Source organism: Kribbella sp. NPDC058693, from assembly GCF_042715335.1.
In the GTDB taxonomy this organism is placed as follows: domain Bacteria; phylum Actinomycetota; class Actinomycetes; order Propionibacteriales; family Kribbellaceae; genus Kribbella; species Kribbella jiaozuonensis.
This window is the reverse complement of sequence record NZ_JBHXSQ010000004.1, coordinates 1,312,897-1,333,691: the sequence shown is the minus strand read 5'-3', so window position 1 is coordinate 1,333,691 and position 20,795 is coordinate 1,312,897. Positions and strand designations below refer to the sequence as shown.

The window sequence follows — 20,795 nt, the reverse complement described above, 5'->3', positions numbered from 1 at the left end:
CGTGTCGCGGAGTACGCCGTCCTCGTCCAGGAGCCGGGCCTGGTCGACGTTGTCCTGCTGTAGATCCGCGTCGAGACCGGGCTGCTCAGCGACGTCGGTCTCGGCCTGGGTCGCCGGGTCGTCCTGCTGGGCGGCATCGAGGTCGTCGGCGCGCTCCTCGTTCAGCTCGTCGTCGAGTGCCTCGGCGGCCTCGGCTGCGCCGACCGCGGCCGGCACGGCGGCCGCCGGGTCGAGGCCGTCTTCGCGGTCCTGGCGGCGACGGTCCTCCTCCTGTTGCTTCCGCCTCTCGTCGTCCGCCCGGGCCTGTTCGTCCTGACGCTGCTGGACCTCGTCAGCGACCGCGTCGGCCTCTGCGTTCTGCTGGTCGATCTCGTCCTGCCGCTCGTCTGTGTCGGGGATGTGGTCCCCGTCGCCGTCGACGCGGTTCTGGTAGAGGTCGTCGATGCCGTCCCGGTTGCGGTCCTGGTTCAGGGCTTCTTCCTGCTCACGGATCCGTTCTCGGGCGGCGTCCGACTCCAGTTGGAGAGTTTCGCGCTGTGCCCTCAGCTCGCTGTTGGCCTCCTCGAGGCCCTGTGCTTCTCGCAGCTGTGCGTCGGCCTGGCGCTCCAACTCCTGGGTGCGAACCCGCGGGTCCATGCCCTGCGCTTCGCGGTCGACATCGGCGTCCCACCTCTGCCGGGAGTTACCGCCTTCGATCATGACGCGACGACGCTGCTGGTTGGAGAACAGTTGCCGGACGCGCTGCTCGGCGCCACGCAGCCATTGCCAGAGCTGGCGGGCGTTTCCGGCGATCACCTGGAGGTAGTGTTCGGCGCTTTCTTCCTCGGCCATCAGGCCACCTCGCTGGCATAGACGGAGTATCCGAAACCGGCGGCACTGTCCTCCGGGCCCGGCTGGGACGCATACAGGTGGATCTCGGCTCCCGGACGCAACCAGACGGCGAGATGACGGCGGCGGCCGCGCCACTCCGGCGGAACGCGGAGATCGCTGCCCGGCCCGACGAAGACCGGCGGTCCCCAGTACCGACGCGCGAGCTCGAGCTGACCCGGCCAGTGGTCGTCCAGACCCTCCTCGACCAGCGGCAGCTCACCCGAGGCGATGTCGTACGCCGACCAGCCGCTCCGCGGGCTCTCCGGCAACACGGCGTCCGGCAGCACGAGCATCACGGTCTCGCGCTGGGTCACGAGACCCCACGTGTACCGATCGGGGTCGATGTTGCCCGGCGCCCACGGACGCCAGCCGGTGGCGGCGGTAACGCGGTTCACCAGGGCACGGATCGCGTCCATGCCGGTGTCCGGCGGACCCCAGATCGCGCGCCAGTCCGCAACCTCGGCCAGATCCGCCATCGCACGCTCGTCATCCTCGGACGACCGCTCCTGCGTCTTCACTCCGCCTCACTCCTTTCGCCCCAGTCCGCCAAGAGAGATCAGTCCGCCCAGAAAACGAGTCCAGCCAGCGATCAGTTCGCTCAGAGTATGCCCCGATCGGTATCACCATCCGAGGTACAGACGCAGACCTGTGGATAACTGTTCCCGCCGGATCTCGTTCGCGACCAGTAATACGCCGTTCGCGAGCAGTAACCGGAGTACGCCGTAAAGACGTCCCCGGCGGGGTTGTAGTGGAAACATGCCGACGGAGAAGTCGTTCCCATCGCCCCTGCACCACCCGAGGGTCGCGACGGTCATCGGCCGCTGGCTCGGCGTCGCGGTCGTGATCTGCTTCCTGACCGGGCTGTACAGCCACTTCCAGCAGGACACCCCGAGCTGGCTGCCCATCCCGAGCCGCCCGGCCACGCTGTACCGCGTGACGCAGGGCCTGCACGTACTGAGCGGGACCGTCGCCGTCCCGTTGCTGCTGGCAAAGTTATGGACGGTCTACCCGAAGCTGTTCGCGAAGCTGCCGTGGCCGCCGAGCCGCAAGGCCATCGAGACGATGCTCGAGCGGGCGTCGATCCTGGTCCTGGTGTCGGCGATGGCACTCGAACTCTTCACCGGGTTCCTCAACACCCTGCAGTGGTACCCGTGGCCCTTCCCGTTCCGCCAGACGCACTACGCCCTCGCCTGGATCATCATCGGCGCGCTCCTCGTCCATATCGCCGTCAAGCTCCCCCTGATCCGCGCCAACTGGCGACGCGTCGCCGAGCTGATCCCAAACTCCTTGCCCCCAGCAATCTCCGGCCTCACCCGCCGAGGCCTGTTCCGAACAGTCGCCGGCGCCGCCGCGCTCGTTGGCATCACCTCGGTTGGCCAGTCAGTACCAGCGCTCGGCCCGGTCGCCGTACTCGCCCCCCGCAAGCCGAACATCGGCCCCCAAGGACTCCCGATCAACCGTACGGCGGAAGCCGCCGGCGTGACCGCCATCGGGCCGGGCTGGCGCTTCACCGTCACCGGACCGCGATCGCTGGAGCTCAGCCTCGACGAACTGCAGCAACTCCCGCAGAGCCGGTCGGCACTCCCGATCGCCTGTGTCGAGGGCTGGAGCCAAGGCGGACGGTGGGAGGGCGTCCGGATCCGCGACCTACTCGAGCTGTGCGGCGCGCCGGCGCACTCGCGCGTGCGGGTGGTGTCGATGGAGAAGGGCGGGTTCTACGCGACCAGTGAGCTGCCGGAGCAGTTCGCTGCAGATCCGCTCACGCTCCTGGCCCTCCGGCTCAACGGCAGCCAACTCGCACTCGACCACGGGTTCCCCGCCCGGATCATCGCGCCCAACCGCCCCGGCGTACTCCAAACCAAGTGGGTCCACCGGCTGGAGGTCATCACATGAGAACCCGCATCGGGCTGGCAACAGTCGGCGTGCTGATAGGCCTGTGGGGCGTCTGGAAGCTGATCGACGCGCTGGACCTAAGAGCCCTGATCAGGTTGCCGCTGTGGTTGGGCGGAGCGGTGCTCGCGGACGACTTCTTCCTGGTCCCACTGACAATCACCGCAGGCTGGCTGGTCACCCGGTGGTCAAACAGACCCGACGGCCACCGCACAGTCGGCGCCGTCAGAACCACCTTGCTGTACGTCGGCATCACCAGCCTGATCGCAGTCCCGCTGCTCCTACGCCAAGGCAAAGGCGCGAACCCGACCATCCTCCCGCGCGACTACCTCCGCGACTGGTTATTGCTGGAGGCAACGATCATCGCGGCCGGGATCGCCGGCTACTTCATCGCTTCACGTTCAGCAGGGAACGAGCTTCGTCCGGCGACATCGGCGGCCGTTGGGCGAGCGTGGCGAGGGCTGCGGCGCGTTCGACGAGCTCCGCGTTGTGAGTGACCGGCTGCCCCTTCGCCAGCGTGAGCGTGTCCTCCATGCCGACGCGGAGGTTGCCGCCCTTCGACAGCGCGGCCAGCGCGACCGTCAGCGCCGTACGGCCGATGCCCGTCGCGGACCATGACGTCACGGCGTCCGGCAACGCGTTGACGGCTGCGACGAGTGCGTCCGCCGTACCGGGCATGCCGCCGGGGACGCCCATGACCAGGTCGCAGTGCACGCGTCCGCCGTACGGGAGGCCGTACTTGCCGAGGAGCCGGTGCAGCGCGGCGACGTGGCCGAGGTCGAACAGCTCGAACTCCGGCACGACCTCGCGCTCCTGGGTGAGCTGGTAGAGCTGGGTGACGAACGGCCACGGGTTCATGAACACGTCGTCGCCGAAGTTGACCGTCCCCATCGTCAGCGAGCAGGAGTCCGGTACGGCGTCGAGCACACGCAACCGGTGATCGTACGGATCGGTGACCGCACCGCCCGTGGACAGCTGCACGATCAGCGCCGTGTTCTCGCGTACTGCGGCAACTGCCTCTGTCAGCCGGCCCAGATCCAGCGTCGGCTTGTGCTCCCCGTCCCGGATGTGGATGTGGATCATCGCCGCCCCCACGGCCTCGCACCGCTTCGCGGTCTCGACCAGCTCGTCGAGCGTGGTCGGCAACGCCGGGCAGTCCGCCTTCGCGGTCTCGGCACCGGTGGGAGCAACAGTGATCAGAGTCGACGCCATGGACGAATCCTGCCAGATCGGGATCGATAACGGATATTTGCCGGTCCATGGCTCCGATCGCCGGACGATCTCCGGCAGGAGAGGATGGCCTCATGAGAGCCGTAGTACAAAGAGTCAGCCGGGCGTCGGTCACCGTGGACGGCGAGGTGGTCGGAGCGATCGACGTGCCCGGGCTGGTCGTCCTCCTCGGGGTCACCCACGACGACACCACCGAGAAGGCGGCCGCGCTCGCCGCCAAGATCTGGACCCTCCGCATCCTCCACGACGAACGCTCCGCCGCCGACGAGCAGGCCCCGATCCTCGCGATCAGCCAGTTCACGCTGTACGCCGACACCCGCAAGGGCCGCCGCCCGTCGTGGAGCGCCGCCGCCCCGGGCGCGGTCTCGGAACCGCTCTACAACGACTTCTGCGCCGCCCTCGAGGACCTGGGCGCCAAGGTGGAGCGAGGCCGTTTCGGCGCCGACATGCAGGTCGACCTCACCAACGACGGCCCGGTCACCTTGATCCTGGACGCATAAACGAACCGGCCCCGGATCCTTGCGGGATCCGGGGGCCGGTGTGTTCTGGGTCGGTGAGGTTCGACTCAGATGGCGTGTGCCGAGATCAGCTGACGACGCCCGCGGCCGAGTGGCCGACGATGACCTTGGTGTTCAGGCTGTACACGTCGATCACCAGCGCGTCCACCGAGATGTAGCGCTTCTGACGCAGGACCTGGTTGAAGGTCAGACGAGCAACACCCGGAATGTTCAGGGTCTTGTTCTCGCCCGTCGGTACAGCGTAGGTCTTGCCGCCGACCTTGATCGAGGCGATGGTCGAGGACGAGCTGACGCCGCCCTTGCCGTCCTTGGTCTTCCACGCCGACGCGGAGGACTCGATGGCGCCGATGGACAGGCTGCCCACCTTCACGCCCGCGACGTGCGAGGTGAAGTTGATGTAGGACTTGTTGGTGCCGATGGCGCCGTTCTTGGTGGTGTAGACACCGCCGACGTAGGCGACCTTCGGGATGTTGACCTCGCCGACCGAAACCCGGACCGTCTTGCCCTCAGTGCCCTGGCAGGTGGTCTGAAGGGACGTCGGGCTGGAGACGACCAGCTTGTCGACGTTGGCCTGGGTGCCGTAGGCCGAACCGATCACCAGTGCGGTCGCCGGCTTCGAGATCTCCGCGCGGGTCTTCAGCACCGCGACGTCGACGCCCTGCGGGATGTACTGGTTCTTCACCGTCGCGTGCAGCACGACCGCCTGCGCGTACGAGTAGATGCCGGACGCGGTCTTCACGCCGCCGACCCGGTTCAGCACGATGTAACCGAGACCCGGAACCGCGATCTTGGTGTTCCACTTCGGCTTGAGCAGCGACGGCACCGAGATCGCGCCGATCCGCACGCCCGCGAAGGTCGTGTCACCGGTGTACGACAGCTGGCCCTTCGAGTACTTGGCCGTCGTCGTGGTCTTCACGCCGGTCAGCGTGACCAGGTTGCCGACGCGGATGTCGGCAGCCGTCGCGGTGCTGGTGACGCCCGTCCCGCTCTTGTTGTTGAACGCGTGCGTGTCGGTCTTCACCGAGCGTGCGATCGCCTGGTTGTTCACATTCGCCGTGGCGATGTCGTTCTTGTCAGCCTTGGTGGCGTCAGTGGTGCAACCAAACTTGCTGATGACCTGCGGACCGCTGTTCGCCAGGCCGGATTCGACGTCGGTGCCGTACGAGTAACCGCTGTATCCGAAAACCGGCGAGGCGGACGCCGAACCCGAGGTCAGCGCAATCGTAGAAGCCACGCCGACAACCGCCGCAACTCCGACGGCAGCGAGCTTCTTGTATCCGATGCGGGGTCGCATTGACCCCTCCTCCCTGAGTGATGACGTGACCCGAAGTGCGGGTCAGGACACAGACACAACTCAGCCGATTGCGGTAGGTGACGAGCCGACCCCGCTCCGAGACCAAACCGTTACATTGCCGCTCGGTCCACGAGATTTCCGGTCGTTGCCCGTAACCCCAATGCGATGACGTCCGGAATCCCTGCCGGGTAAGCGATTCTGACCGTCTCCGGGCATGGCGAAGGGCCCGGACGCGCAAGGTCCGGGCCCTTCGTGCTTACTTCAGGGTGGGCCACCGATGGGTGGTGGTGGCACCTTGTGTAACGACCGACTGCTCAGACGGTGACGGCCACTTCCGCGACCTCGCCGTACTGCGCGACCACCTGGCGGTCGACCGGGTCGGCCTTCGGGGCCAGCGTCCGCAGCGTCCAGCTGCCCGGCGCCGCGAAGAACCGGAAGTGCCCGGTGGCCGACGTCGGCACCTCGGCGGTGAACTCACCGGTGGAGTCCAGCAGCCGCACGTACGCGCCGCCGACCGGCTCCTCGCCGCGCAGTACCTGGCCCTGGATCACGGCTTCCTTGTCGACGTCGACACCCTTGAGGTCGAGGCCGCCCTTCGTTGCTCCGCACATGTGTCAGGCCTCTCCGGGTTCGTCGCCGAGGGCAACGGGTACGCCGACCAGCGAGCCCCACTCGGTCCACGAACCGTCGTAGTTCTTGACGTTCTGCTGGCCGAGGATCTCGTGCAGCACGAACCAGCTGTGGGCCGAGCGCTCGCCGATCCGGCAGTACGCGATGGTGTCCTTGCCGAAGTCCACGCCCGCGTCGGCGTACAGCTGCTTCAGCTCGTCGTCGGCGCGGAACGTGCCGTCGTCGTTGGCCGCCTTGCTCCACGGGATGTTCGCCGCGGTCGGGATGTGACCCGCGCGCTGCGCCTGCTCCTGCGGGAGGTGGGCCGGGGCGAGCAGCCGGCCGGCGTACTCGTCGGGGCTCCGCACGTCCACCAGGTTCTTCACGCCGATGGCCTCGTTGACCTCGTCGCGGAACGCGCGGATGTCCAGGTTCGGCGCCTTCGCGGCGTACTCGGTCGCGTCGCGCTTGACGACCTCGTCGGTCAGCTCGCGGCTGTCCAGCTCCCAGCGCTTGCGGCCGCCGTCGAGCAAGCGGACGTCACCGTGGCCGTAGAGCTTGAAGTACCAGTACGCGTACGCCGCGAACCAGTTGTTGTTGCCGCCGTACAGCACGACCGTGTCGTCGTTCTTCACGCCGCGCTCGGACAGCAGCGCGCTGAACTGCTCCTGGTTGACGAAGTCGCGACGGACCGCGTCCTGCAGGTCGTCCTTCCAGTCCAGCTTGATCGCGCCGGCGATGTGGCCGGCGTCGTACGCCGAGACGTCTTCGTCGACCTCGATCAGGACGACACCGGCGTCGTTCTTGTGCTCCTCGACCCAGTCGGCCGAGACGAGCGCGGATTCCCTGCTCATGTGTGCTGCCTCTCAGTTGGTAGCGGTGGTTGGCGTACGAATGCGGTGGATCAGCAGATAGGCCTCGCAGCCGAGGCAGAGCCCGACGGCCGCGTTCACGAACGCGGCGACCAGGGCGAATCCGGTGGCGACCACGCCCAGCACGGTGACGCCGGTCAGGTACCCGATCAGACCGGCGACCGCGAAGACGAGGCCGACCAGCTGGGCGAACCGCGGCGGGGCCGCGTCCTCCAGTTCCTTCGGCGGACCGATCCGGGGCCGGATCAGCCGCTTGAACAGTTGCCCGTACGGCGAGGCCTGCACGCCGAACGCGACCGAGATCGCGAACACCACGGCCTGCACGGCCAGCGGCCACGGGTTGTTCAGTACGAGCGTCAACGCCAGGACGACCGTGGTCACCCCGGCCGCGAACCGCAGTCCGCGAGGATCAACCTTCTGTGCCGCCGATGATTCGGACATGACGACTCCTGCGAGGAGGAGGGCTGTCGAGCCGGACCCGCCCGGGTGTGCGGGGAGGCGACGTACGCGGAACCGTGCTCAGCGACCGGTTCCGCAGCGCTCGGGACGCCGCCTGGTCAGCGGCATCGACACAGCGATGAGCGCACGCGGCAGTTGTCCACTGCCCTGCGCTTCGTCAGCCATGTCGTGTAAACCACGGATCGAGCGTACGGAACCCGGCCGGGCCTGCCAGCTGTGGTCCCATTACTTGAGACAACTGATCACATGGTGGTATCAGGTGCGGACCACGTTGGTCGCCGCTACCTTGTCGTGCAGCGCCTGCTTCTTGTCATCCCAGAGCGGCCAGAGGTAGTTGATCAGCGCGATGAAGCCGGCCAGCGTGCCGATCAGCGGGATCAGGCCGAGCACGCTGAGCGCCATCTCGAAGCCGTACCGCTTGGCGACCGCCGCGCCGGGCGGGTTGCCGGGGGTGTCGCGCAGCCGGACCGCGATGCCGAGCGCCATCTTGCCCGGGGTGGCGCCCTTCTTGGTCAGGAACAGGTACTCGTAGACGAACGACACCACGAGACCGATCAGGACCGCCGGGATCATCCACTTGTAGACCTCTGGCGGCAGCGCGGTCGTGGTCGTCGGGGTGCCGGCCTCGGCCTGGTCCATCGTGGTCTTGAAGTAGTCCCAGAGGACCTGCGAGTACTGGTAGTAGAAGTAGCCGGTCAGCGGCAGTCCGATGATGCCGACGATGATCGAGTCGATGATGCGGGCGAAGACGCGGCGCCACCAGCCCGAGAGCAGCTGGCCGTCCGGGGTGGTGTGCGGACGCTTGCCCGGGTAGCCGTAGCCCTGCTGCTGCGGGTGAGGCCCTTGCGGGCCGTACTGGCCGTACTGCGGTTGCTGGCCGTACTGCGGCTGTTGCGGCTGCTGCGGACCGGCGTACTGGCCGTACTGCGGCTGTTGGGGCTGCTGCGGCGGGGCGTACTGGCCGTACTGCGGTTGGGCCGGGCGGGTCGGTCCGCTCGGGGCTTCGCCGCCGCCGAACACCTGCCCGTGCTGCGCGGCGCCGTACTGACCTTGGTACGGCGGTGGGCCCTGCGGCGCGCGTCGCTGATCCGTCCAGGTGTTGCCGTCCCAGTACCGCTGCTGGGTCGGGTCCGCGGGGTCGTCGTACCAACCGGCTGGAGAGCTCACCTGGAGAGTCTTGCTTACCCGCAGGTGCATGCGCCATTCGGTGGCACGTACCGGACGGTGGTCAGCTCGCCTGGCGGTCGATCGCGGTCGCCAGCGCGGCGATCACGTCGGGCTTGCGCGGTGCTCCGCTGGCGCGCTTCACCACGGCTCCGGTGCTGTCCAGCACCAGCGTGGTCGGCGTACGCAGGATGTCGAGCCGGCGTACGAGCTCGAGGTGGGACTCCGCGTCCAGCTCGACGTGCCGTACTCCGTCGACCATGCCCTCGACCTCGGCCAGCGTCCGCCGGGTCGCCCGGCACGGCGCACAGAACGCCGACGAGAACTGCAACAGCGTCGCCCGCTCCCCCAGGTCCTCCCCGAGCTCCGCGGCAGTCACCCGCTCCACGTCGTCCTCGCTCTTCCCACGAAACCGCCCGTCAACCCAAGCCTTCAGCGCACTCAGCACCACGCCGGCAGCCACAGCCCCGACGAGCACCCACACACCAAGACCCACAGTTACCCACGGTACGACCCCTCATCCACCTTTCAACCACCCATCCACCCCTTGAGAACGGCGTTCAGCTCGGGATTCTGTCTTAATTGGCGTGTGGAGATTGGGTTGGTGGTGCGGGCCGGGGTGGTGATTCCTGAGGGCGAGTTGGCGTGGCGGTTCTCGCGGTCGGGCGGGCCGGGTGGGCAGTCGGTGAACACGACGGACAGCCGGGTCGAGTTGAGCTTCGACGTGGCGGGGACGTCGGCGTTGAGCGACGTACTGAAGGCGCGGGCGCTCGAGCGGCTGCAGTCGCGGCTGGTGGACGGGGTCGTGACGATCGCGGCCTCGGAGTACAAGTCGCAGTGGCGCAACCGGGAGGCGGCCCGGGAGCGGCTGGTCGCGCTGATGCGGGAGGCGATCGCGCCGCCACCCCGGAAGCGGCGGCCCACGAAACCCTCGAAGGCGTCGGTACGCCGACGCTTGGACGACAAGAAGCGGCGCGGCCAGACCAAGCGCCTGCGCGGCCGCCCGGACGACTAGGACCTTTGGCTCGTTAGGCTTCCCGCGTGCAGGAAACGGGGAGCGGGGGATCTGAACAAGAGGAGCTCCCGGAGTTCCAGGATCTGAAGGTGCGTGGCCGATCGGTCCGCACCTGGTCGATCAGCGCCGCGGCCGTCCTGCTGGTCATCTCCGCGGCCTTCGGCGGTCTGAAGAAGGCCGGCGCGGAGACGCCGCACGTGGACGCTGGTACGGCGATCGACGCCGGTCAGTTCGAGGTCTCTATCCAGCGTGTCGTCACCGTGAAGGACCTCAAACCGCTGTTCACCCCGGACGACGGCGGCGCCCTGATCGCGGTCGTGACCAAGCTGAAGGTCACCGACGACACCGGTACGACGCCACCGTCCGACCTGATCCGGCTGATCGGCGTACCGGGGGTGAAAGACACCGACCCGCCGCTCGGCACTACCAACATCCGCGACGAGACCATGAACCCGGTCCTCACCCCGGACGCCGGCGAGGACGTCGCGTACGTCTGGAAGTTGCCCAAGGCCACGGAGCTCCCGACCCAGGTCGACCTGACCGTGCAGGGCTACGAGCACGAGGACGAGTCGATCCTCGACCACCACGAGAAATGGCTGCCGGACAAGGTCGTTGCCGACAGCACGGTCAAGGTGACGAAGAAGTGAGCGGGCGGAAGCTGCTCAACGTCGGCCTCACGCTCGCCGTACTGGTCGCGATCGTCGGCCTCTACCGCCTCACGCCAACGCAGAAGGACATCCAGGACCTAACCCCGGTGAAGGGCATCATCGGCCGCACGGTGAAGACGCCGCGGTTCGACCTGACCGTCAACGACGTTCGCGTCGGCAAGAAGCTCCGCATCCCACATTCCACACCGGACCGGGACTCGCTGACCGACTTCGTGGTGATCGACGCGACCATCACCGCCACCCGCGAGCCGATCCACGTCTCCAACGTCCGGATCAAGTCGTCTGACGGCGTCACCTATCTCGGTGCCAACCGCAACGGTCTGAACGAGGTCGACCTGACCGGCAGCGAACTCTCGCCGGACATCCCGGTCCGCGGCTCGTTCGTGGTCGAGATGCCGGCCGACAAGGTGCCGGGGGCAACGTTGTTGGTGATGGAGAAGCCGATCCTGAACGATCTCGAGCCCCAGGTCACCGTCCCGCTCGGCCCCGAGACGGTGAAGGTCCAGGACGTCGTGGCGCTGACCCCTGCGAGCGACACATGACCGGCGCGCGCCGGGCCCGCCGCGGCTGGTTCCGCGCGAACACCGCGGCACTCGCCACGCTGGTGCTGGCGATCCCGCTGGCCGGCTGGTGGACCACCCGGAGCGACTACAAGTCCTGGTACGACGCCGAGCCCCGCGATCCGGTCGTCGTGTCGGCCGGCGGCACGCCGTACAACGGCGCGATCTGGTACGGCGCCAGCGTCGAGCAGGACCCTCAGCCGGTGCGGACCGGTCTCGGCGACGTTGGTGCCCTTCCGGACGGGACCACCCGGATCCGTGTGTACTACCGCATCCAGGTGAACCAGCTGTCCGCGCTCGACGGGCTCGGCGGCTGCCAGCTGCACCTGCGCGCACCGGACGGTCGTATCTGGGACGACACCGTGGTCGCGGACGACTACCAGGACCGTCCGACCGGCTGCACCGGCGGGTACGACGACAAGCCGGAGAGCTGGCGCGGGCAGTTGGCGCAGTACTACGTGAAGCCCGTGGCGGGGAAGCCGTTCGAGACCGTCGCAGTGTTCGTCGTACCGTCCGCTGTCGCTGCGACTGTGCAGCCGACGATCACCTTTGCTACGAAGCTCCCTCAGTACCTGGCATTCCCGAGGTAGCCGCACTCAGGTCGGTGACGCCATGGTCGCCGGCCGGCTGCTCGTGGACCGCACGGGTCCGCGGCGTGAGGTATCCAGCCAGTCCGCCGATCATCCGGTCGTACGCCGCGGCCAGCAGGCTGACCTGTAGCGAGATCTTCAGGCCGTCGGTGATGAGGTTCAGCGGCTCGTCGATGACTAGCCAGAACGGCAGCGTGTGCGGGCCGAGCACCCAGAGCTTCAGCGCGATCCACACCGCGCTGGCCGCGAACGTGACAACCGCCCAGGCCAGGAAGTACCCCAGCATCGGCCGCAGCCCCGAGCGGACGACCAGCCGGAACGCATTGGCGACCGGAATCCAGCGGTCCTTCCAGTCGGAGACCACCGAGTTCCCGGCGATGCGGACGATCCGCGGCGTCTGCTGCCAGCGGTGCGTGATCCGGTCGAACCGCCAGCGTGGCGCGTCGAGCTTCTGTACGACGCGGCCGTAGATGACTGCGGTCATGGTGATCCACATCAGTGGCAGTACGGCGGCGTTCCACAGATCACCGATGCCGGCAGCGATGAAGCCGGTGACTGCGTCCCACACCTCGCGGACCTGGTCGACGCCGAGCACGTGGTCGAGCACCCAGCTGTAGCCGTCGTGCAGCCATTGCCAGACCACGCGTTCCTTCAGCCAGGTCATCGGCGGCGGGATGACCGACGTGGCCTGGTAGACCACCACGAAGATCCACAGCGCCTCGAGGTACGTGACGAACAGCTTGCGGACCGGCCCTTCCTTCTCCTTCTTCCACTTCTTGAACACGAAGCGGAGCAGGTACGCCGTGACGCCGAGGCCGATGAACAACCAGGTGGACAGCGACTGCAGGCCCTCCGACGGCTGCGGCACCGTACCGCCGTTCAGAACGGTCGCAGCGGTCTCGTTGACCTTGTGGACGGCCAGTTGGTACTCGTAGTCGAGCGCCTCGTTCTGCAGGAACTTGTACGCCGCGTAGAACGCCAGGAACGGCAGCAGCGCCGCAGCGAGCGCGTCGAGCGGCCTGTGCTCGTTGCCGGGCTCCATGCCGTCCGGGGCAAGGGTGCCTTCGGCAACTGCCCGCCGGTGGAAGGGCAGCTCACCACGCAGTACCAGGAACATGCCGACGTACATCGCGAGCGACACCACAACAAGCAGAGCGAGTACTGCGATGCCGGCGGCCTCTGCCTTGGCCCCTGCCTGCACTGCGACCCACTGCAGACCGCGGTGCGCCAACTGCGCCACCAGAAACACCGCGAACAGGCGCGGCCAGGCCTTGCCGAACAGGACCCCCGCCCGCCCCACCGTAGTGAGTAGCGTCCCCGACTCCATCGCCACGGCGACGAATCTACCCTTCGGGAAGCTCTCCTCGGTCCGGTCGCTCAGCCCCCGGCGAAGGGTGGGAGTGCGTCGACCAGCGAGCCCTGCCGAAGCGGCGTGGCCGGGTCGGCGCGCTCGCCGTCGAGCAGGAACGTGCAGATCGACAGCACCCGCGCCAGCTCCGGCCGGTCGGTGGAAACGGTGCTGACCAGGTCGCGGATCGAGCCCGCCTCGGCGGTCGCCGAGGACTCCCCTGCGGCTGAACGAGCGGCAGCGAAGTACCTGATGGTGACTTCCGGCATCTGGTCGTCGCCTCACTAATCGGTTAAGTCTTCGGCTATTATGTCAGCTTGCTGTTATGCCCAGTGTGTCTCAGGCCCCCGGCAACGACGCCGACGGGGCCTGCCGTGCACGAGGACCGGATCGCATCCCCAGGATCCGATGATCAGCACAAGGAGACGGCGTGAGCACGTTGCTTCTGCTGACGAACGCCCTGCAGGCCTCCACCGAGGTCCTGCCGTCGCTCGCCCTGCTCCCGCACCAGATCCGGATCCTGCCGCCCGAGGTGGCCGCGCTGGTCGATGCGCCCGATGCTGACGCCGTGCTGCTCGACGCCCGCCGCGACCTGGTCGCGGTTCGGAGCGCCTCCCGGCTGATCCGCACCACCGGCATCGACGTACCGCTGATCCTCGTCGTGACCGAGGGCGGCCTGACGGCGGTCAACACCGACTGGGGCGCGGACGACGTACTGCTCGACACCGCGGGCCCGGCGGAGATCGAGGCGCGGTTGCGACTCGTCATCGGTCGGCTGGCCGCGACCCGGAACGACGAGCCCGAGTCCACGCTGATTCGCAGCGGCGACGTCGTGATCGACGAGGCGTCGTACACGGCGAAGCTGAACGGGCGGGCGCTCGACCTGACCTACAAGGAATTCGAGCTGTTCAAGTTCCTGGCGCAGCACCCGGGCCGCGTGTTCACCCGCGAGCAGCTGCTCCAGGAGGTCTGGGGCTACGACTACTTCGGCGGCACCCGGACGGTCGACGTCCACGTACGCCGCCTGCGCGCGAAGCTCGGCCCCGAGCACGAGTCGCTCATCGGCACCGTGCGGAACGTCGGCTACCGCTTCGTCGTACCGCCGGCGCCTAGCCGTGAGCCGGCTGAAGTGAAGTCCTGAGCTCTGCTGCTCAGAGCAGGAACTTCAGCAAGGTCACCGCAAGCGCGACCGCGGTGAACAGCGCTGCCTTCCAGGACCCGACGCCCTGCCGGAACGCGGCCACGAACGTCCCGATCGTGATCGGGACCAGCATCACCAGCAGGGTGATCCCGGCGGCGTGAACGCCAACGTGCGACTGGGCTGTCAGCACCAGCCCCACGACGAATGCAAACGTCAACCCGAGCCAGCTGGTGGTCTGGATCGGCCCATCACCGCTGCGATGCCCGCGATGCGACGAGCGACTGGCCCGTCGATGCGAGGTCGGAGCAACGTGCGCCATCGCTCACCTTCCGTAAAAGCCTGAGTACGCAAGGTATCAAAAGCTTTCGCGGATCGAAAAACCGCCGGAACGGTCCCGGCGTACCAGCTGGGGTACGCCGGGACCCTGCCCGGTCAGGCGTCCAGGGTCAGGAGCCGATCGAGATCCGGTCGGTGGCGACAGGGGTGTACGGGTCGTGCGCGGTCAGGTAGCTCGCGAACGCGTCGATGTCGAGGCCGCCGAACACCTTGTTCGTCGCGGTGGTGAAGGCCGGGAAGCCGTCGCCGCCGTCGGACAGGAAGTTGTTCGTGACGATCCGGTACGACGTACCGTCCACCAGCGGCTGCCCGCCGATCTTGATCGAGCCGGCCACGATCTTCGAGCCCGCCGCGGCCGCCGGGTTCCACGTATAGGTGATGCCCGCGACCTGGAGCACCTTGTACTTCGGCGCCTCCGGACCGTTGACCCCGGAGAACTGCTGCTCGAGCAGCGCCTTGATCTGCGTCCCGGTCATGTCCATCGAGACCAGGAAGTTGTTGAACGGCTGCACGGTGAACGCCTGCCCGAAGGTGACCGCACCGCCCGTCGACGCCAGGTCAGCACGGATACCGCCCGGGTTCATGAACGCTGCGACCGGTGTCTTCCCGCCCGACATCACCGACGGGTCGGCCAGCTGCGCGTCGGCGATCAGGTTGCCCAGTGGGGATTCGAGCGAGTCGTCGGTCGTCCGCACCACCGACGGTGTGGTGATGTGGCCGATCACCTTGCTCTCGATCGGCGCCACCAGCGCCTTGTACTTCGCGATCAGCTCGGCCGTCTTCCGGTCCTGCACGACGTCCTGGGTGACGATCTGGTTGTTCGCCAGCGTGTTCACCCGGTCGACGTCGCCGGTCGCGTTGTCGATGCTCAGCCGGACGTCGGTGACCAGTCGACCGAACGACGACGCGCTGGTGACGAGCCGCGGCTTACCGGCCTTGTCCGCCAGGGAGCAGTTGTACGCCTGGTGGGTGTGGCCGGAGATGATCGCGTCGATCTCCGGGTCCAGGCCGGCGTTGATGTCGACGATCGGGCCGGAGATGCCCGGGCAGCTGTTGTACGCCTTCGGGTCGGCCGGGAAACCGCCCTCGTGCAGCAGCACGACGATCGACTTCACGCCCTTCTTCTTCAGCACCGGGACCAGCGCGTTCGCGGTCTCGATCTCGTCCTTGAAGGTCAGACCCTCGACACCGGACTTGGTGACGATGTTCGGCGTGTTCTCCAGCGTCATGCCGATGAAGCCGACCTTCTGGCCGTCCTTGAAGGTCTTGATCGTGTACGGCGCGAACAGGGTCTTCTGGGTGTTGGTGAAGAACACGTTCGCCGAGAGGTACTTGAACTTGGCGCCGGTGAACGGGTGCTTCGCGTCCGGGCAGGAGTTCTGGTTGTTCTGCCCGTCGCCGTCCGGCAGGCAGCCGCCGGTCTGCATCCGGAGCAGCTCGTGCCAGCCCTCGTCGAACTCGTGGTTGCCCACCGACGCAACCTCGAGGCCCATCCCGTTTAGTGCTTCGATCGTCGGCTCGTCGTGGAACGCCGCCGACAGCAGCGGCGAGGCGCCGATCAGGTCACCGGGAGCGACCGTGACCGAGTCCTGTCCCTTCGCCTTCGCGGCGGCCCGCAGGTCCTTCAGGTACGTCGCGAGGTACGCCGCGCCGCCTGCCGGGATGCCGTTGATGTTGCCGCCCGAACCCGTCGCCGGCTCCAGGTTGCCGTGGAAGTCGTTGATCGCGAGCAGCTGGATCTGGGTGTGCGTCGGCTTCGGCTTCTTCGCCTGTGCGCTGGTCTGCACGGCGGTCTGCTCGGTGGTCTGCGACGCCTGCGTTGCCTGCGTCGGCTTGGCGCCGGCGGCCTGGCTCACGGATCCCCCCGCGGCCAAGGCGAGCACCGCAGCCGTCCCGGCGGCCAGCAGTCCGACCGCTCGCCGTCCCCCCAGCCGCGCTTTGTCTCGTCCTGTCAGGGCCATGTCAACTCCGTCTGGTCCGTCGTCTCGGTCGCCGCGAAGGCGAAATCCCCCGCGGTGCCGCGAAAACTACCTGGATCGGCGTGGCCCGGCCAGGACCTGAGCATGAACTGAACCGGACCTTTTACGGTATTCGGGTGACCCTCGAAGCCGTTCCCTCACCGTTGCCCCCGGCCACCGCCGCCGCCGTCACGGAACTCGCCCGCGCCGCAGCACACAGCGACGGCGTCAATCCGCTCTCCGAACGCACGCTGCTGCACCTGGACGGTGAGCACCCCGACGACGTCCACGTCCTCGCGTACGAAGGCGATCCCGGCACGATCGAGGTCACCGGCCTGCAGAGCGCCCGCAACCTCGTCGGGTACGCCGCCCTGTCCCCCGACGGCTCGGCCGAACTCGTCGTAGCCCCAGACTTCCGACGACAAGGCTTCGGTACGGCGCTTCTGCGCATGCTGCTCGACCACGGGGGTTCCCGCACGCGCGTCTGGGCCCACGGGCGTCTGCCTGGGTCGGACGAGCTGGCACGGCGGCTCGGTCTCGAGGTGGCGCGAGAGCTGTACTTCCTCCGCCGTACCAGGGCTTCACTCCCGGATCCGGTGTGGCCTGACGGGATCGCAGTACGGACGTTTCTGCCCGGCCAGGACGACGCGGCCTGGCTGGAGGTCAACGCGGCTGCCTTCGCCGACCATCCGGAGCAGGGCAGTTGGACCGCGGAGGACCTGACGGAGCGCCTGCAGCAACCGTGGTTCGACCCCAACGGCTTCTTCCTGGCCGTCGATTCCGCCACCGACGCACTGGCCGGCTTCCATTGGACGAAGGTCGAGGACGGCGTCGGAGAGGTCTATGTAGTAGGTGTCTCCCCGTCCCACCAAGGCTCCGGCCTGGGCAAAGCCCTAACCCTCCAAGGCCTCCACCACCTCCAGGACGACCGCAACCTCGACTCGATCGTCCTCTACGTAGACGGCACCAACACCGCAGCCCGAGCCCTCTACAAGTCGCTGGGCTTCGCCACAGCCGCGCTGGACGTCCAATACGCCCCGCCTGACCCTTCCGTGAACGACCTGTGAACGACCTCACACCGAAGTCACCCCCTCACTTCACGTCATAACACCCCCACCCACCCGTCCCACCACCAACCAGGAGCCGTCCGAGCCTCTAACCCCCCAGCCGGGCGGCTCCTGGCCCCAAACCCCGTTATCCACAACTGCACCTTTTGACATCGAACCAAGAGCCCAACCCCCGTTACGATAATTTTCGACTACGGAGGGCACACACTCGTGACACACCGCAACACCCCCACCCTGAAGCTCCTAGCCTGCCTGAGCGCTGCCGCACTCCTAACCGCCTGCACCACCGGCAGCCCAGCCGCCGGCCGCCCTAACACGGCCCCGCCTTCGGCCACGAACTCGACGAGCGCACCGGCGGCAACCGCGTCGCCCACCTCGTCGGCCACTGGCAGCGGCGTGCCTCAACGGCCGAAGGCGGCCGCCGGCGTCAGCCTCTCCGCGGCAGAGTCCTTCGTCAGGTACTACGTCAGCCTGTTGAACTACGCATCGACGACCGGCGATGTCGCGCCGATGATGTCCGCGACCGCGGCAAGTTGCAATCAATGCAAGCTCTATGCGGATTACGTGGCGAAGGTCAACGCCGCCAATGGCGGTCTCACTGGAGACTACTTCGAGCGCGTCGACGACGTACCCGATCTGTTCCGCGGAGACGGCGGACGGGTCGGCGGCTACGCAGCAGTGACGATCGGTGCGTACACGTCGAAGGATTCTCCGTCGGCAAAACCTGTGACGAGCACGGTGCGGAAGTACAAGCGCGAATTCACGCTGTTGGATCAGCAGGGATCGTGGGTAATGGCTGCGATGAGGTTGACCGCGCAATGAGACCGCGACCCGTTGTGGCCAGCCTGATATTCGCGATATTGACAGGCTTTGTGTTCAGCAACGCGGCGGCCTCGCATGCACAAACCTATGCACCGTTGACACCGACACCGAAGCCGCCGGTCGTGACCGTGAAGCCGACAAGAGAAGGAATTCAGGGGAGTGCCGACGGAATCATCAGGCGACACGGCCACGGCAAGTCCTCTGGCAAGGCATCTACGTCCGATCGCGGCAAGACGACACAGCATCCCGGCAACCAGCATCCTGGACGCAACCAGCGTCGGGACGATCCACCCCAATCAGTTGAAGACGATCTCGAACTCAACATCGGCATCTGTGGCCGCATGCAGCCGGATGGATCGGTGCCCGGCCCGACGCGATGCCAGCCCGGCGGCATCGAACGGCGGGTGGCGCCGCCGACGATTCCACCGGAAGTAGTACGCCCGCGCCCAGAGGACGTCACCTGGGAGCAGATCCGGTCGGAGACGAAGAACGTCCTGTTTCCTGGGCTTTCCGTGAAGGTGCAGCCCGACGGGCGGACGTTGGTGAACCTGGACACGATCGTCTACACCGAGGACAGCAAGGTGTCGACGACGACCGTGACCCTGCTCGGCTTCCCGGTGGTGGTTGAGGCGACGCCGATCAGTTACACCTGGAGCTTCGGGGATGGCAGCCCTGCGCTGACGACGAGCACGCCGGGCAAGCCGTACCCGTCGAAGGAGATCACCCACAAGTACATGAAGCGCGGCGATATCAGTCTCACGCTGACCACCAACTACGCCGCCCGCTTCAACGTCGCCGATACCGGCTGGCAGTACGTCAATGGCACCGTGCCCATCACCGGACCGGCCACCCCGCTTCTGGTTCGCGAAGCTGTTCCCGTTCTGGTGGACCCGGGTCGCTGAGGTGCGTGCTTGCCTCGCGAGACGGGTTAGTAGAGGGCGTTTTTGAGGTAGTTCGTTAGGTGGGTGTGGGCTTGGCGGATTTTGCCGGGGACGGTTAGGAGGTTGGCGTAGCCGTGGCAGAGGGTGGGGTGGGGGATGTGGGTGAGGGGGTTGCCGGCGGCTCGGAGGGCTTCGGCGTACTCGAGGCCTTCGTCTCTTAGGGGGTCGAAGCCGGCTGTTGTCAGGTAGGTGGGTGGGAGGCCGGTTAGGTCCTTGGCTCGGATGGGGGAGACGATCGGGTCGGGGCGGAGGGTGGGGTCGGGGGTGTAGTGGTCGCGGTACCAGATGATGTCGTTCTCGCTGAGGATGAAGCCTTCGGAGAACAGGTCTCGGCTGGGGCGGCGGGCTACCAGGTCGACTGCTGGATAGAGGAGTACCTGGAGGGCGGGGTGCGGCAGGCCGCGACGTACGGTCTGCTGGGCTACTACCGCGGCGAGGTTGCCGCCGGCGCTGTCGCCGCCGACGGCGATGAGGTCTGGGTCGACGCCTAGGTCGTCGGCGTGCTCGACGGCCCAGGTGAACGCGGCGATGGCGTCCTCGGCGGCGGTGGGCGCGGGGGCCTCGGGGGCCAGGCGGTAGTCGACGGAGAGAACGCGGATCCCGGTGTCGGCGGCGATCGCGCGGCACAGGGCGTCGTGGGTGTTGAGGTCACCGACGACCCAGCCGCCACCGTGGAAGAAGACCAGCAGCCCCCGGCCCACTCCATCCACACCGCCGGAGCCGGGGCGGGAGCGGGAGCCCGCACCGGTGTCGAAGCCCGAGCCAGAATCCGAACCAGAACCAGAGCCAGAACCAGCGCTGGAGCCCGAGTCCGAACTTGCACCAGAGCCGACGCCGGAACCCGCGGAACCCGAGCCGGTGCCGGTGCCGGTGGAGCGGGCGGCGGTGTCCGAGCCGAAGTCTGGGCCCGAGCCGAAGCCTGGGCCCGAGCCGGAGCCGGATCCGGCGGCGGGGCCTGAATCAGAGCCCGAGCGCGAACCCGAACCTGGGCCTGAGCCTGAGCCGGAGCCAGGACCAGAGCTGGAGTTGGAGCTCGAGCCCGAACCTGCGGCAGAGCCGAGGCCTGGGGCCGCGCCGGAACCCGGAGCCGAGTCGGTGGAGCTGGTGGCGCTGGTAGCGGTGTCCGAGCCGGAACCCGAGCCGAAGGCTGGGGTAGAGCCGGATCCGAAGTTTGAGCGCGAACTAGAGCCAGCGGCGGCGGCTGAGCTGGAGGTCGGGGGCGAGGGGCGTAGGGCTCGGGGGATGTATAGGCGGGCGCCTAGTTGGCCGGCGGCGCCTCGGACGGTTAGGTCGGTTACTCGGTGTAGTTCGGCGGGGGTGCCGGGGATCAGTTTGCAGAGGTTGCGGAAGTGGGCCCGGGCTGTGGGTGCGTCGGTCTTGGTTGTGTTGGGCAACAGGTTGTCGACGCGGATGAGGAGCTGCAGGTCGGGGTCGAGGATGTTG

Annotated in this window: 25 protein-coding genes; 11 read left to right on the top strand and 14 right to left on the bottom strand. The window is 67.5% G+C overall.

Features of this window, described 5'->3' with window-relative positions:
* Together ACFWUU_RS32845 and ACFWUU_RS32840 are read right to left on the bottom strand one after the other, a co-directional pair.
* The coding region (locus ACFWUU_RS32845) for a hypothetical protein (RefSeq protein WP_380181325.1) at positions 1 to 831 on the bottom strand (831 nt) is incomplete at its 3' end.
* Entirely contained in the window at positions 831 to 1,388 is a 558-nt protein-coding gene (locus ACFWUU_RS32840) for a hypothetical protein (RefSeq protein WP_380181323.1), read from the bottom strand. The genes ACFWUU_RS32845 and ACFWUU_RS32840, both read right to left, overlap by 1 nt.
* Positions 1,389 to 1,626: 238 nt before the next feature.
* On the opposite strand from ACFWUU_RS32840, the gene ACFWUU_RS32835 reads away from it, so the two are divergent.
* Both ACFWUU_RS32835 and ACFWUU_RS32830 read left to right on the top strand, forming a co-directional pair.
* Positions 1,627 to 2,763 carry a molybdopterin-dependent oxidoreductase gene (locus ACFWUU_RS32835; RefSeq protein WP_380181321.1) on the top strand — a complete coding sequence of 379 codons (1,137 nt, stop codon included), beginning with the start codon at positions 1,627 to 1,629 and terminating at the stop codon, positions 2,761 to 2,763.
* Positions 2,760 to 3,257, top strand: a complete 498-nt coding sequence (locus ACFWUU_RS32830) for a hypothetical protein (protein WP_380181319.1) — start codon at positions 2,760 to 2,762, stop codon at positions 3,255 to 3,257. Before ACFWUU_RS32835 ends, ACFWUU_RS32830 begins: the two co-directional genes overlap by 4 nt.
* Here the strand turns inward: ACFWUU_RS32830 and ACFWUU_RS32825 are convergent.
* Entirely contained in the window at positions 3,148 to 3,972 is an 825-nt protein-coding gene (locus ACFWUU_RS32825; protein WP_380181317.1) for a 3-keto-5-aminohexanoate cleavage protein, read from the bottom strand. The genes ACFWUU_RS32830 and ACFWUU_RS32825 overlap by 110 nt on opposite strands.
* A 92-nt stretch (positions 3,973 to 4,064) precedes the next feature.
* Here ACFWUU_RS32825 and dtd point away from each other — a divergent pair, with 92 nt between their 5' ends.
* Positions 4,065 to 4,490 (top strand): D-aminoacyl-tRNA deacylase, encoded by a 426-nt coding sequence (gene dtd / locus ACFWUU_RS32820; protein ID WP_380181315.1) that lies wholly within the window; start codon positions 4,065 to 4,067, stop codon positions 4,488 to 4,490.
* An 85-nt stretch (positions 4,491 to 4,575) separates the two neighbouring features.
* On the opposite strand, the gene ACFWUU_RS32815 is transcribed toward dtd, so the two are convergent.
* The 6 genes from ACFWUU_RS32815 to ACFWUU_RS32790 form a co-directional block, all read right to left on the bottom strand.
* A complete protein-coding gene (locus tag ACFWUU_RS32815) occupies positions 4,576 to 5,802 on the bottom strand; it encodes a choice-of-anchor P family protein (protein WP_137252495.1) in 1,227 nt (408 codons plus the stop codon).
* Between the two features lie 314 nt (positions 5,803 to 6,116).
* Positions 6,117 to 6,413 (bottom strand): DUF1416 domain-containing protein, encoded by a 297-nt coding sequence (locus ACFWUU_RS32810; RefSeq protein WP_134105618.1) that lies wholly within the window; start codon positions 6,411 to 6,413, stop codon positions 6,117 to 6,119.
* 3 nt (positions 6,414 to 6,416) lie between these two features.
* Complete coding sequence (locus tag ACFWUU_RS32805) at positions 6,417 to 7,265, bottom strand: sulfurtransferase (RefSeq protein WP_380181313.1); 849 nt, start codon at positions 7,263 to 7,265, stop codon at positions 6,417 to 6,419.
* Positions 7,266 to 7,277: 12 nt separating this feature from the next.
* Complete coding sequence (locus ACFWUU_RS32800) at positions 7,278 to 7,724, bottom strand: DUF4395 domain-containing protein (protein ID WP_137252493.1); 447 nt, start codon at positions 7,722 to 7,724, stop codon at positions 7,278 to 7,280.
* A gap of 273 nt (positions 7,725 to 7,997) precedes the next feature.
* On the bottom strand, positions 7,998 to 8,909 hold the full coding sequence (locus ACFWUU_RS32795; RefSeq protein WP_170989563.1) for an RDD family protein: 912 nt from the start codon (positions 8,907 to 8,909) through the stop codon (positions 7,998 to 8,000).
* A 61-nt stretch (positions 8,910 to 8,970) separates the two neighbouring features.
* Positions 8,971 to 9,402 carry a TlpA family protein disulfide reductase gene (locus ACFWUU_RS32790; protein WP_380181311.1) on the bottom strand — a complete coding sequence of 144 codons (432 nt, stop codon included), beginning with the start codon at positions 9,400 to 9,402 and terminating at the stop codon, positions 8,971 to 8,973.
* 93 nt (positions 9,403 to 9,495) lie between these two features.
* Here ACFWUU_RS32790 and arfB point away from each other — a divergent pair, with 93 nt between their 5' ends.
* Genes arfB through ACFWUU_RS32770 form a run of 4 tightly spaced genes read left to right on the top strand, consistent with a single transcriptional unit; the run spans position 9,496 to position 11,739 of the window.
* Positions 9,496 to 9,921, top strand: a complete 426-nt coding sequence (gene arfB / locus ACFWUU_RS32785) for an alternative ribosome rescue aminoacyl-tRNA hydrolase ArfB (protein ID WP_130446285.1) — start codon at positions 9,496 to 9,498, stop codon at positions 9,919 to 9,921.
* 26 nt (positions 9,922 to 9,947) lie between these two features.
* The gene (locus ACFWUU_RS32780; protein WP_380181309.1) at positions 9,948 to 10,568 is read left to right on the top strand and encodes a hypothetical protein; all 621 of its coding nucleotides are present in this window, start codon (positions 9,948 to 9,950) and stop codon (positions 10,566 to 10,568) included.
* On the top strand, positions 10,565 to 11,131 hold the full coding sequence (locus ACFWUU_RS32775) for a hypothetical protein (RefSeq protein ID WP_380181307.1): 567 nt from the start codon (positions 10,565 to 10,567) through the stop codon (positions 11,129 to 11,131). Before ACFWUU_RS32780 ends, ACFWUU_RS32775 begins: the two co-directional genes overlap by 4 nt.
* Positions 11,128 to 11,739, top strand: a complete 612-nt coding sequence (locus ACFWUU_RS32770) for a hypothetical protein (RefSeq protein WP_380181305.1) — start codon at positions 11,128 to 11,130, stop codon at positions 11,737 to 11,739. Before ACFWUU_RS32775 ends, ACFWUU_RS32770 begins: the two co-directional genes overlap by 4 nt.
* Here ACFWUU_RS32770 and ACFWUU_RS32765 read toward each other — a convergent pair.
* Positions 11,702 to 13,066: a hypothetical protein gene (locus tag ACFWUU_RS32765; RefSeq protein ID WP_380181799.1), complete on the bottom strand. Its 1,365-nt coding sequence runs from the start codon at positions 13,064 to 13,066 to the stop codon at positions 11,702 to 11,704. The genes ACFWUU_RS32770 and ACFWUU_RS32765 overlap by 38 nt on opposite strands.
* A gap of 50 nt (positions 13,067 to 13,116) precedes the next feature.
* Positions 13,117 to 13,356, bottom strand: a complete 240-nt coding sequence (locus tag ACFWUU_RS32760) for a MoaD/ThiS family protein (RefSeq protein ID WP_137252488.1) — start codon at positions 13,354 to 13,356, stop codon at positions 13,117 to 13,119.
* 161 nt (positions 13,357 to 13,517) lie between these two features.
* Here ACFWUU_RS32760 and ACFWUU_RS32755 point away from each other — a divergent pair, with 161 nt between their 5' ends.
* Positions 13,518 to 14,228 carry a winged helix-turn-helix domain-containing protein gene (locus tag ACFWUU_RS32755; RefSeq protein WP_380181303.1) on the top strand — a complete coding sequence of 237 codons (711 nt, stop codon included), beginning with the start codon at positions 13,518 to 13,520 and terminating at the stop codon, positions 14,226 to 14,228.
* Between the two features lie 10 nt (positions 14,229 to 14,238).
* On the opposite strand, the gene ACFWUU_RS32750 is transcribed toward ACFWUU_RS32755, so the two are convergent.
* Positions 14,239 to 14,547 (bottom strand): hypothetical protein, encoded by a 309-nt coding sequence (locus ACFWUU_RS32750; protein WP_380181301.1) that lies wholly within the window; start codon positions 14,545 to 14,547, stop codon positions 14,239 to 14,241.
* Positions 14,548 to 14,674: 127 nt separating this feature from the next.
* Entirely contained in the window at positions 14,675 to 16,525 is a 1,851-nt protein-coding gene (locus ACFWUU_RS32745; protein WP_380181299.1) for a bifunctional metallophosphatase/5'-nucleotidase, read from the bottom strand.
* 134 nt (positions 16,526 to 16,659) lie between these two features.
* Here ACFWUU_RS32745 and mshD point away from each other — a divergent pair, with 134 nt between their 5' ends.
* The 3 genes from mshD (at position 16,660) to ACFWUU_RS32730 (ending at position 19,313) form a co-directional block, all read left to right on the top strand.
* The gene (gene mshD / locus ACFWUU_RS32740) at positions 16,660 to 17,589 is read left to right on the top strand and encodes a mycothiol synthase (protein WP_380181297.1); all 930 of its coding nucleotides are present in this window, start codon (positions 16,660 to 16,662) and stop codon (positions 17,587 to 17,589) included.
* Between the two features lie 210 nt (positions 17,590 to 17,799).
* Complete coding sequence (locus ACFWUU_RS32735; protein ID WP_380181295.1) at positions 17,800 to 18,411, top strand: DUF6318 family protein; 612 nt, start codon at positions 17,800 to 17,802, stop codon at positions 18,409 to 18,411.
* Positions 18,375 to 19,313 carry a PKD domain-containing protein gene (locus ACFWUU_RS32730; protein WP_380181293.1) on the top strand — a complete coding sequence of 313 codons (939 nt, stop codon included), beginning with the start codon at positions 18,375 to 18,377 and terminating at the stop codon, positions 19,311 to 19,313. The genes ACFWUU_RS32735 and ACFWUU_RS32730 overlap by 37 nt, the downstream gene beginning before the upstream one ends.
* Positions 19,314 to 19,339: 26 nt before the next feature.
* Here the strand turns inward: ACFWUU_RS32730 and ACFWUU_RS32725 are convergent, their stop codons facing one another.
* Positions 19,340 to 20,053: an alpha/beta hydrolase gene (locus ACFWUU_RS32725; RefSeq protein ID WP_380181291.1), complete on the bottom strand. Its 714-nt coding sequence runs from the start codon at positions 20,051 to 20,053 to the stop codon at positions 19,340 to 19,342.
* Between the last annotated feature and the right edge of the window lie 742 nt (positions 20,054 to 20,795).

What these genes read in the sequence shown, in the direction of transcription:
- ACFWUU_RS32835 (WP_380181321.1), top strand. Translation starts at nt 1,627, where the DNA reads ATGCCGACGGAGAAGTCGTTCCCATCGCCCCTGCACCACCCGAGGGTC.
- ACFWUU_RS32830 (WP_380181319.1), top strand. Translation starts at nt 2,760, where the DNA reads ATGAGAACCCGCATCGGGCTGGCAACAGTCGGCGTGCTGATAGGCCTG.
- ACFWUU_RS32825 (WP_380181317.1), bottom strand. Translation starts at nt 3,972, where the DNA reads ATGGCGTCGACTCTGATCACTGTTGCTCCCACCGGTGCCGAGACCGCG.
- dtd (WP_380181315.1), top strand. Translation starts at nt 4,065, where the DNA reads ATGAGAGCCGTAGTACAAAGAGTCAGCCGGGCGTCGGTCACCGTGGAC.
- ACFWUU_RS32815 (WP_137252495.1), bottom strand. Translation starts at nt 5,802, where the DNA reads ATGCGACCCCGCATCGGATACAAGAAGCTCGCTGCCGTCGGAGTTGCG.
- ACFWUU_RS32810 (WP_134105618.1), bottom strand. Translation starts at nt 6,413, where the DNA reads ATGTGCGGAGCAACGAAGGGCGGCCTCGACCTCAAGGGTGTCGACGTC.
- ACFWUU_RS32805 (WP_380181313.1), bottom strand. Translation starts at nt 7,265, where the DNA reads ATGAGCAGGGAATCCGCGCTCGTCTCGGCCGACTGGGTCGAGGAGCAC.
- ACFWUU_RS32800 (WP_137252493.1), bottom strand. Translation starts at nt 7,724, where the DNA reads ATGTCCGAATCATCGGCGGCACAGAAGGTTGATCCTCGCGGACTGCGG.
- ACFWUU_RS32770 (WP_380181305.1), top strand. Translation starts at nt 11,128, where the DNA reads ATGACCGGCGCGCGCCGGGCCCGCCGCGGCTGGTTCCGCGCGAACACC.
- ACFWUU_RS32765 (WP_380181799.1), bottom strand. Translation starts at nt 13,066, where the DNA reads ATGGAGTCGGGGACGCTACTCACTACGGTGGGGCGGGCGGGGGTCCTG.
- ACFWUU_RS32760 (WP_137252488.1), bottom strand. Translation starts at nt 13,356, where the DNA reads ATGCCGGAAGTCACCATCAGGTACTTCGCTGCCGCTCGTTCAGCCGCA.
- ACFWUU_RS32750 (WP_380181301.1), bottom strand. Translation starts at nt 14,547, where the DNA reads ATGGCGCACGTTGCTCCGACCTCGCATCGACGGGCCAGTCGCTCGTCG.
- ACFWUU_RS32745 (WP_380181299.1), bottom strand. Translation starts at nt 16,525, where the DNA reads ATGGCCCTGACAGGACGAGACAAAGCGCGGCTGGGGGGACGGCGAGCG.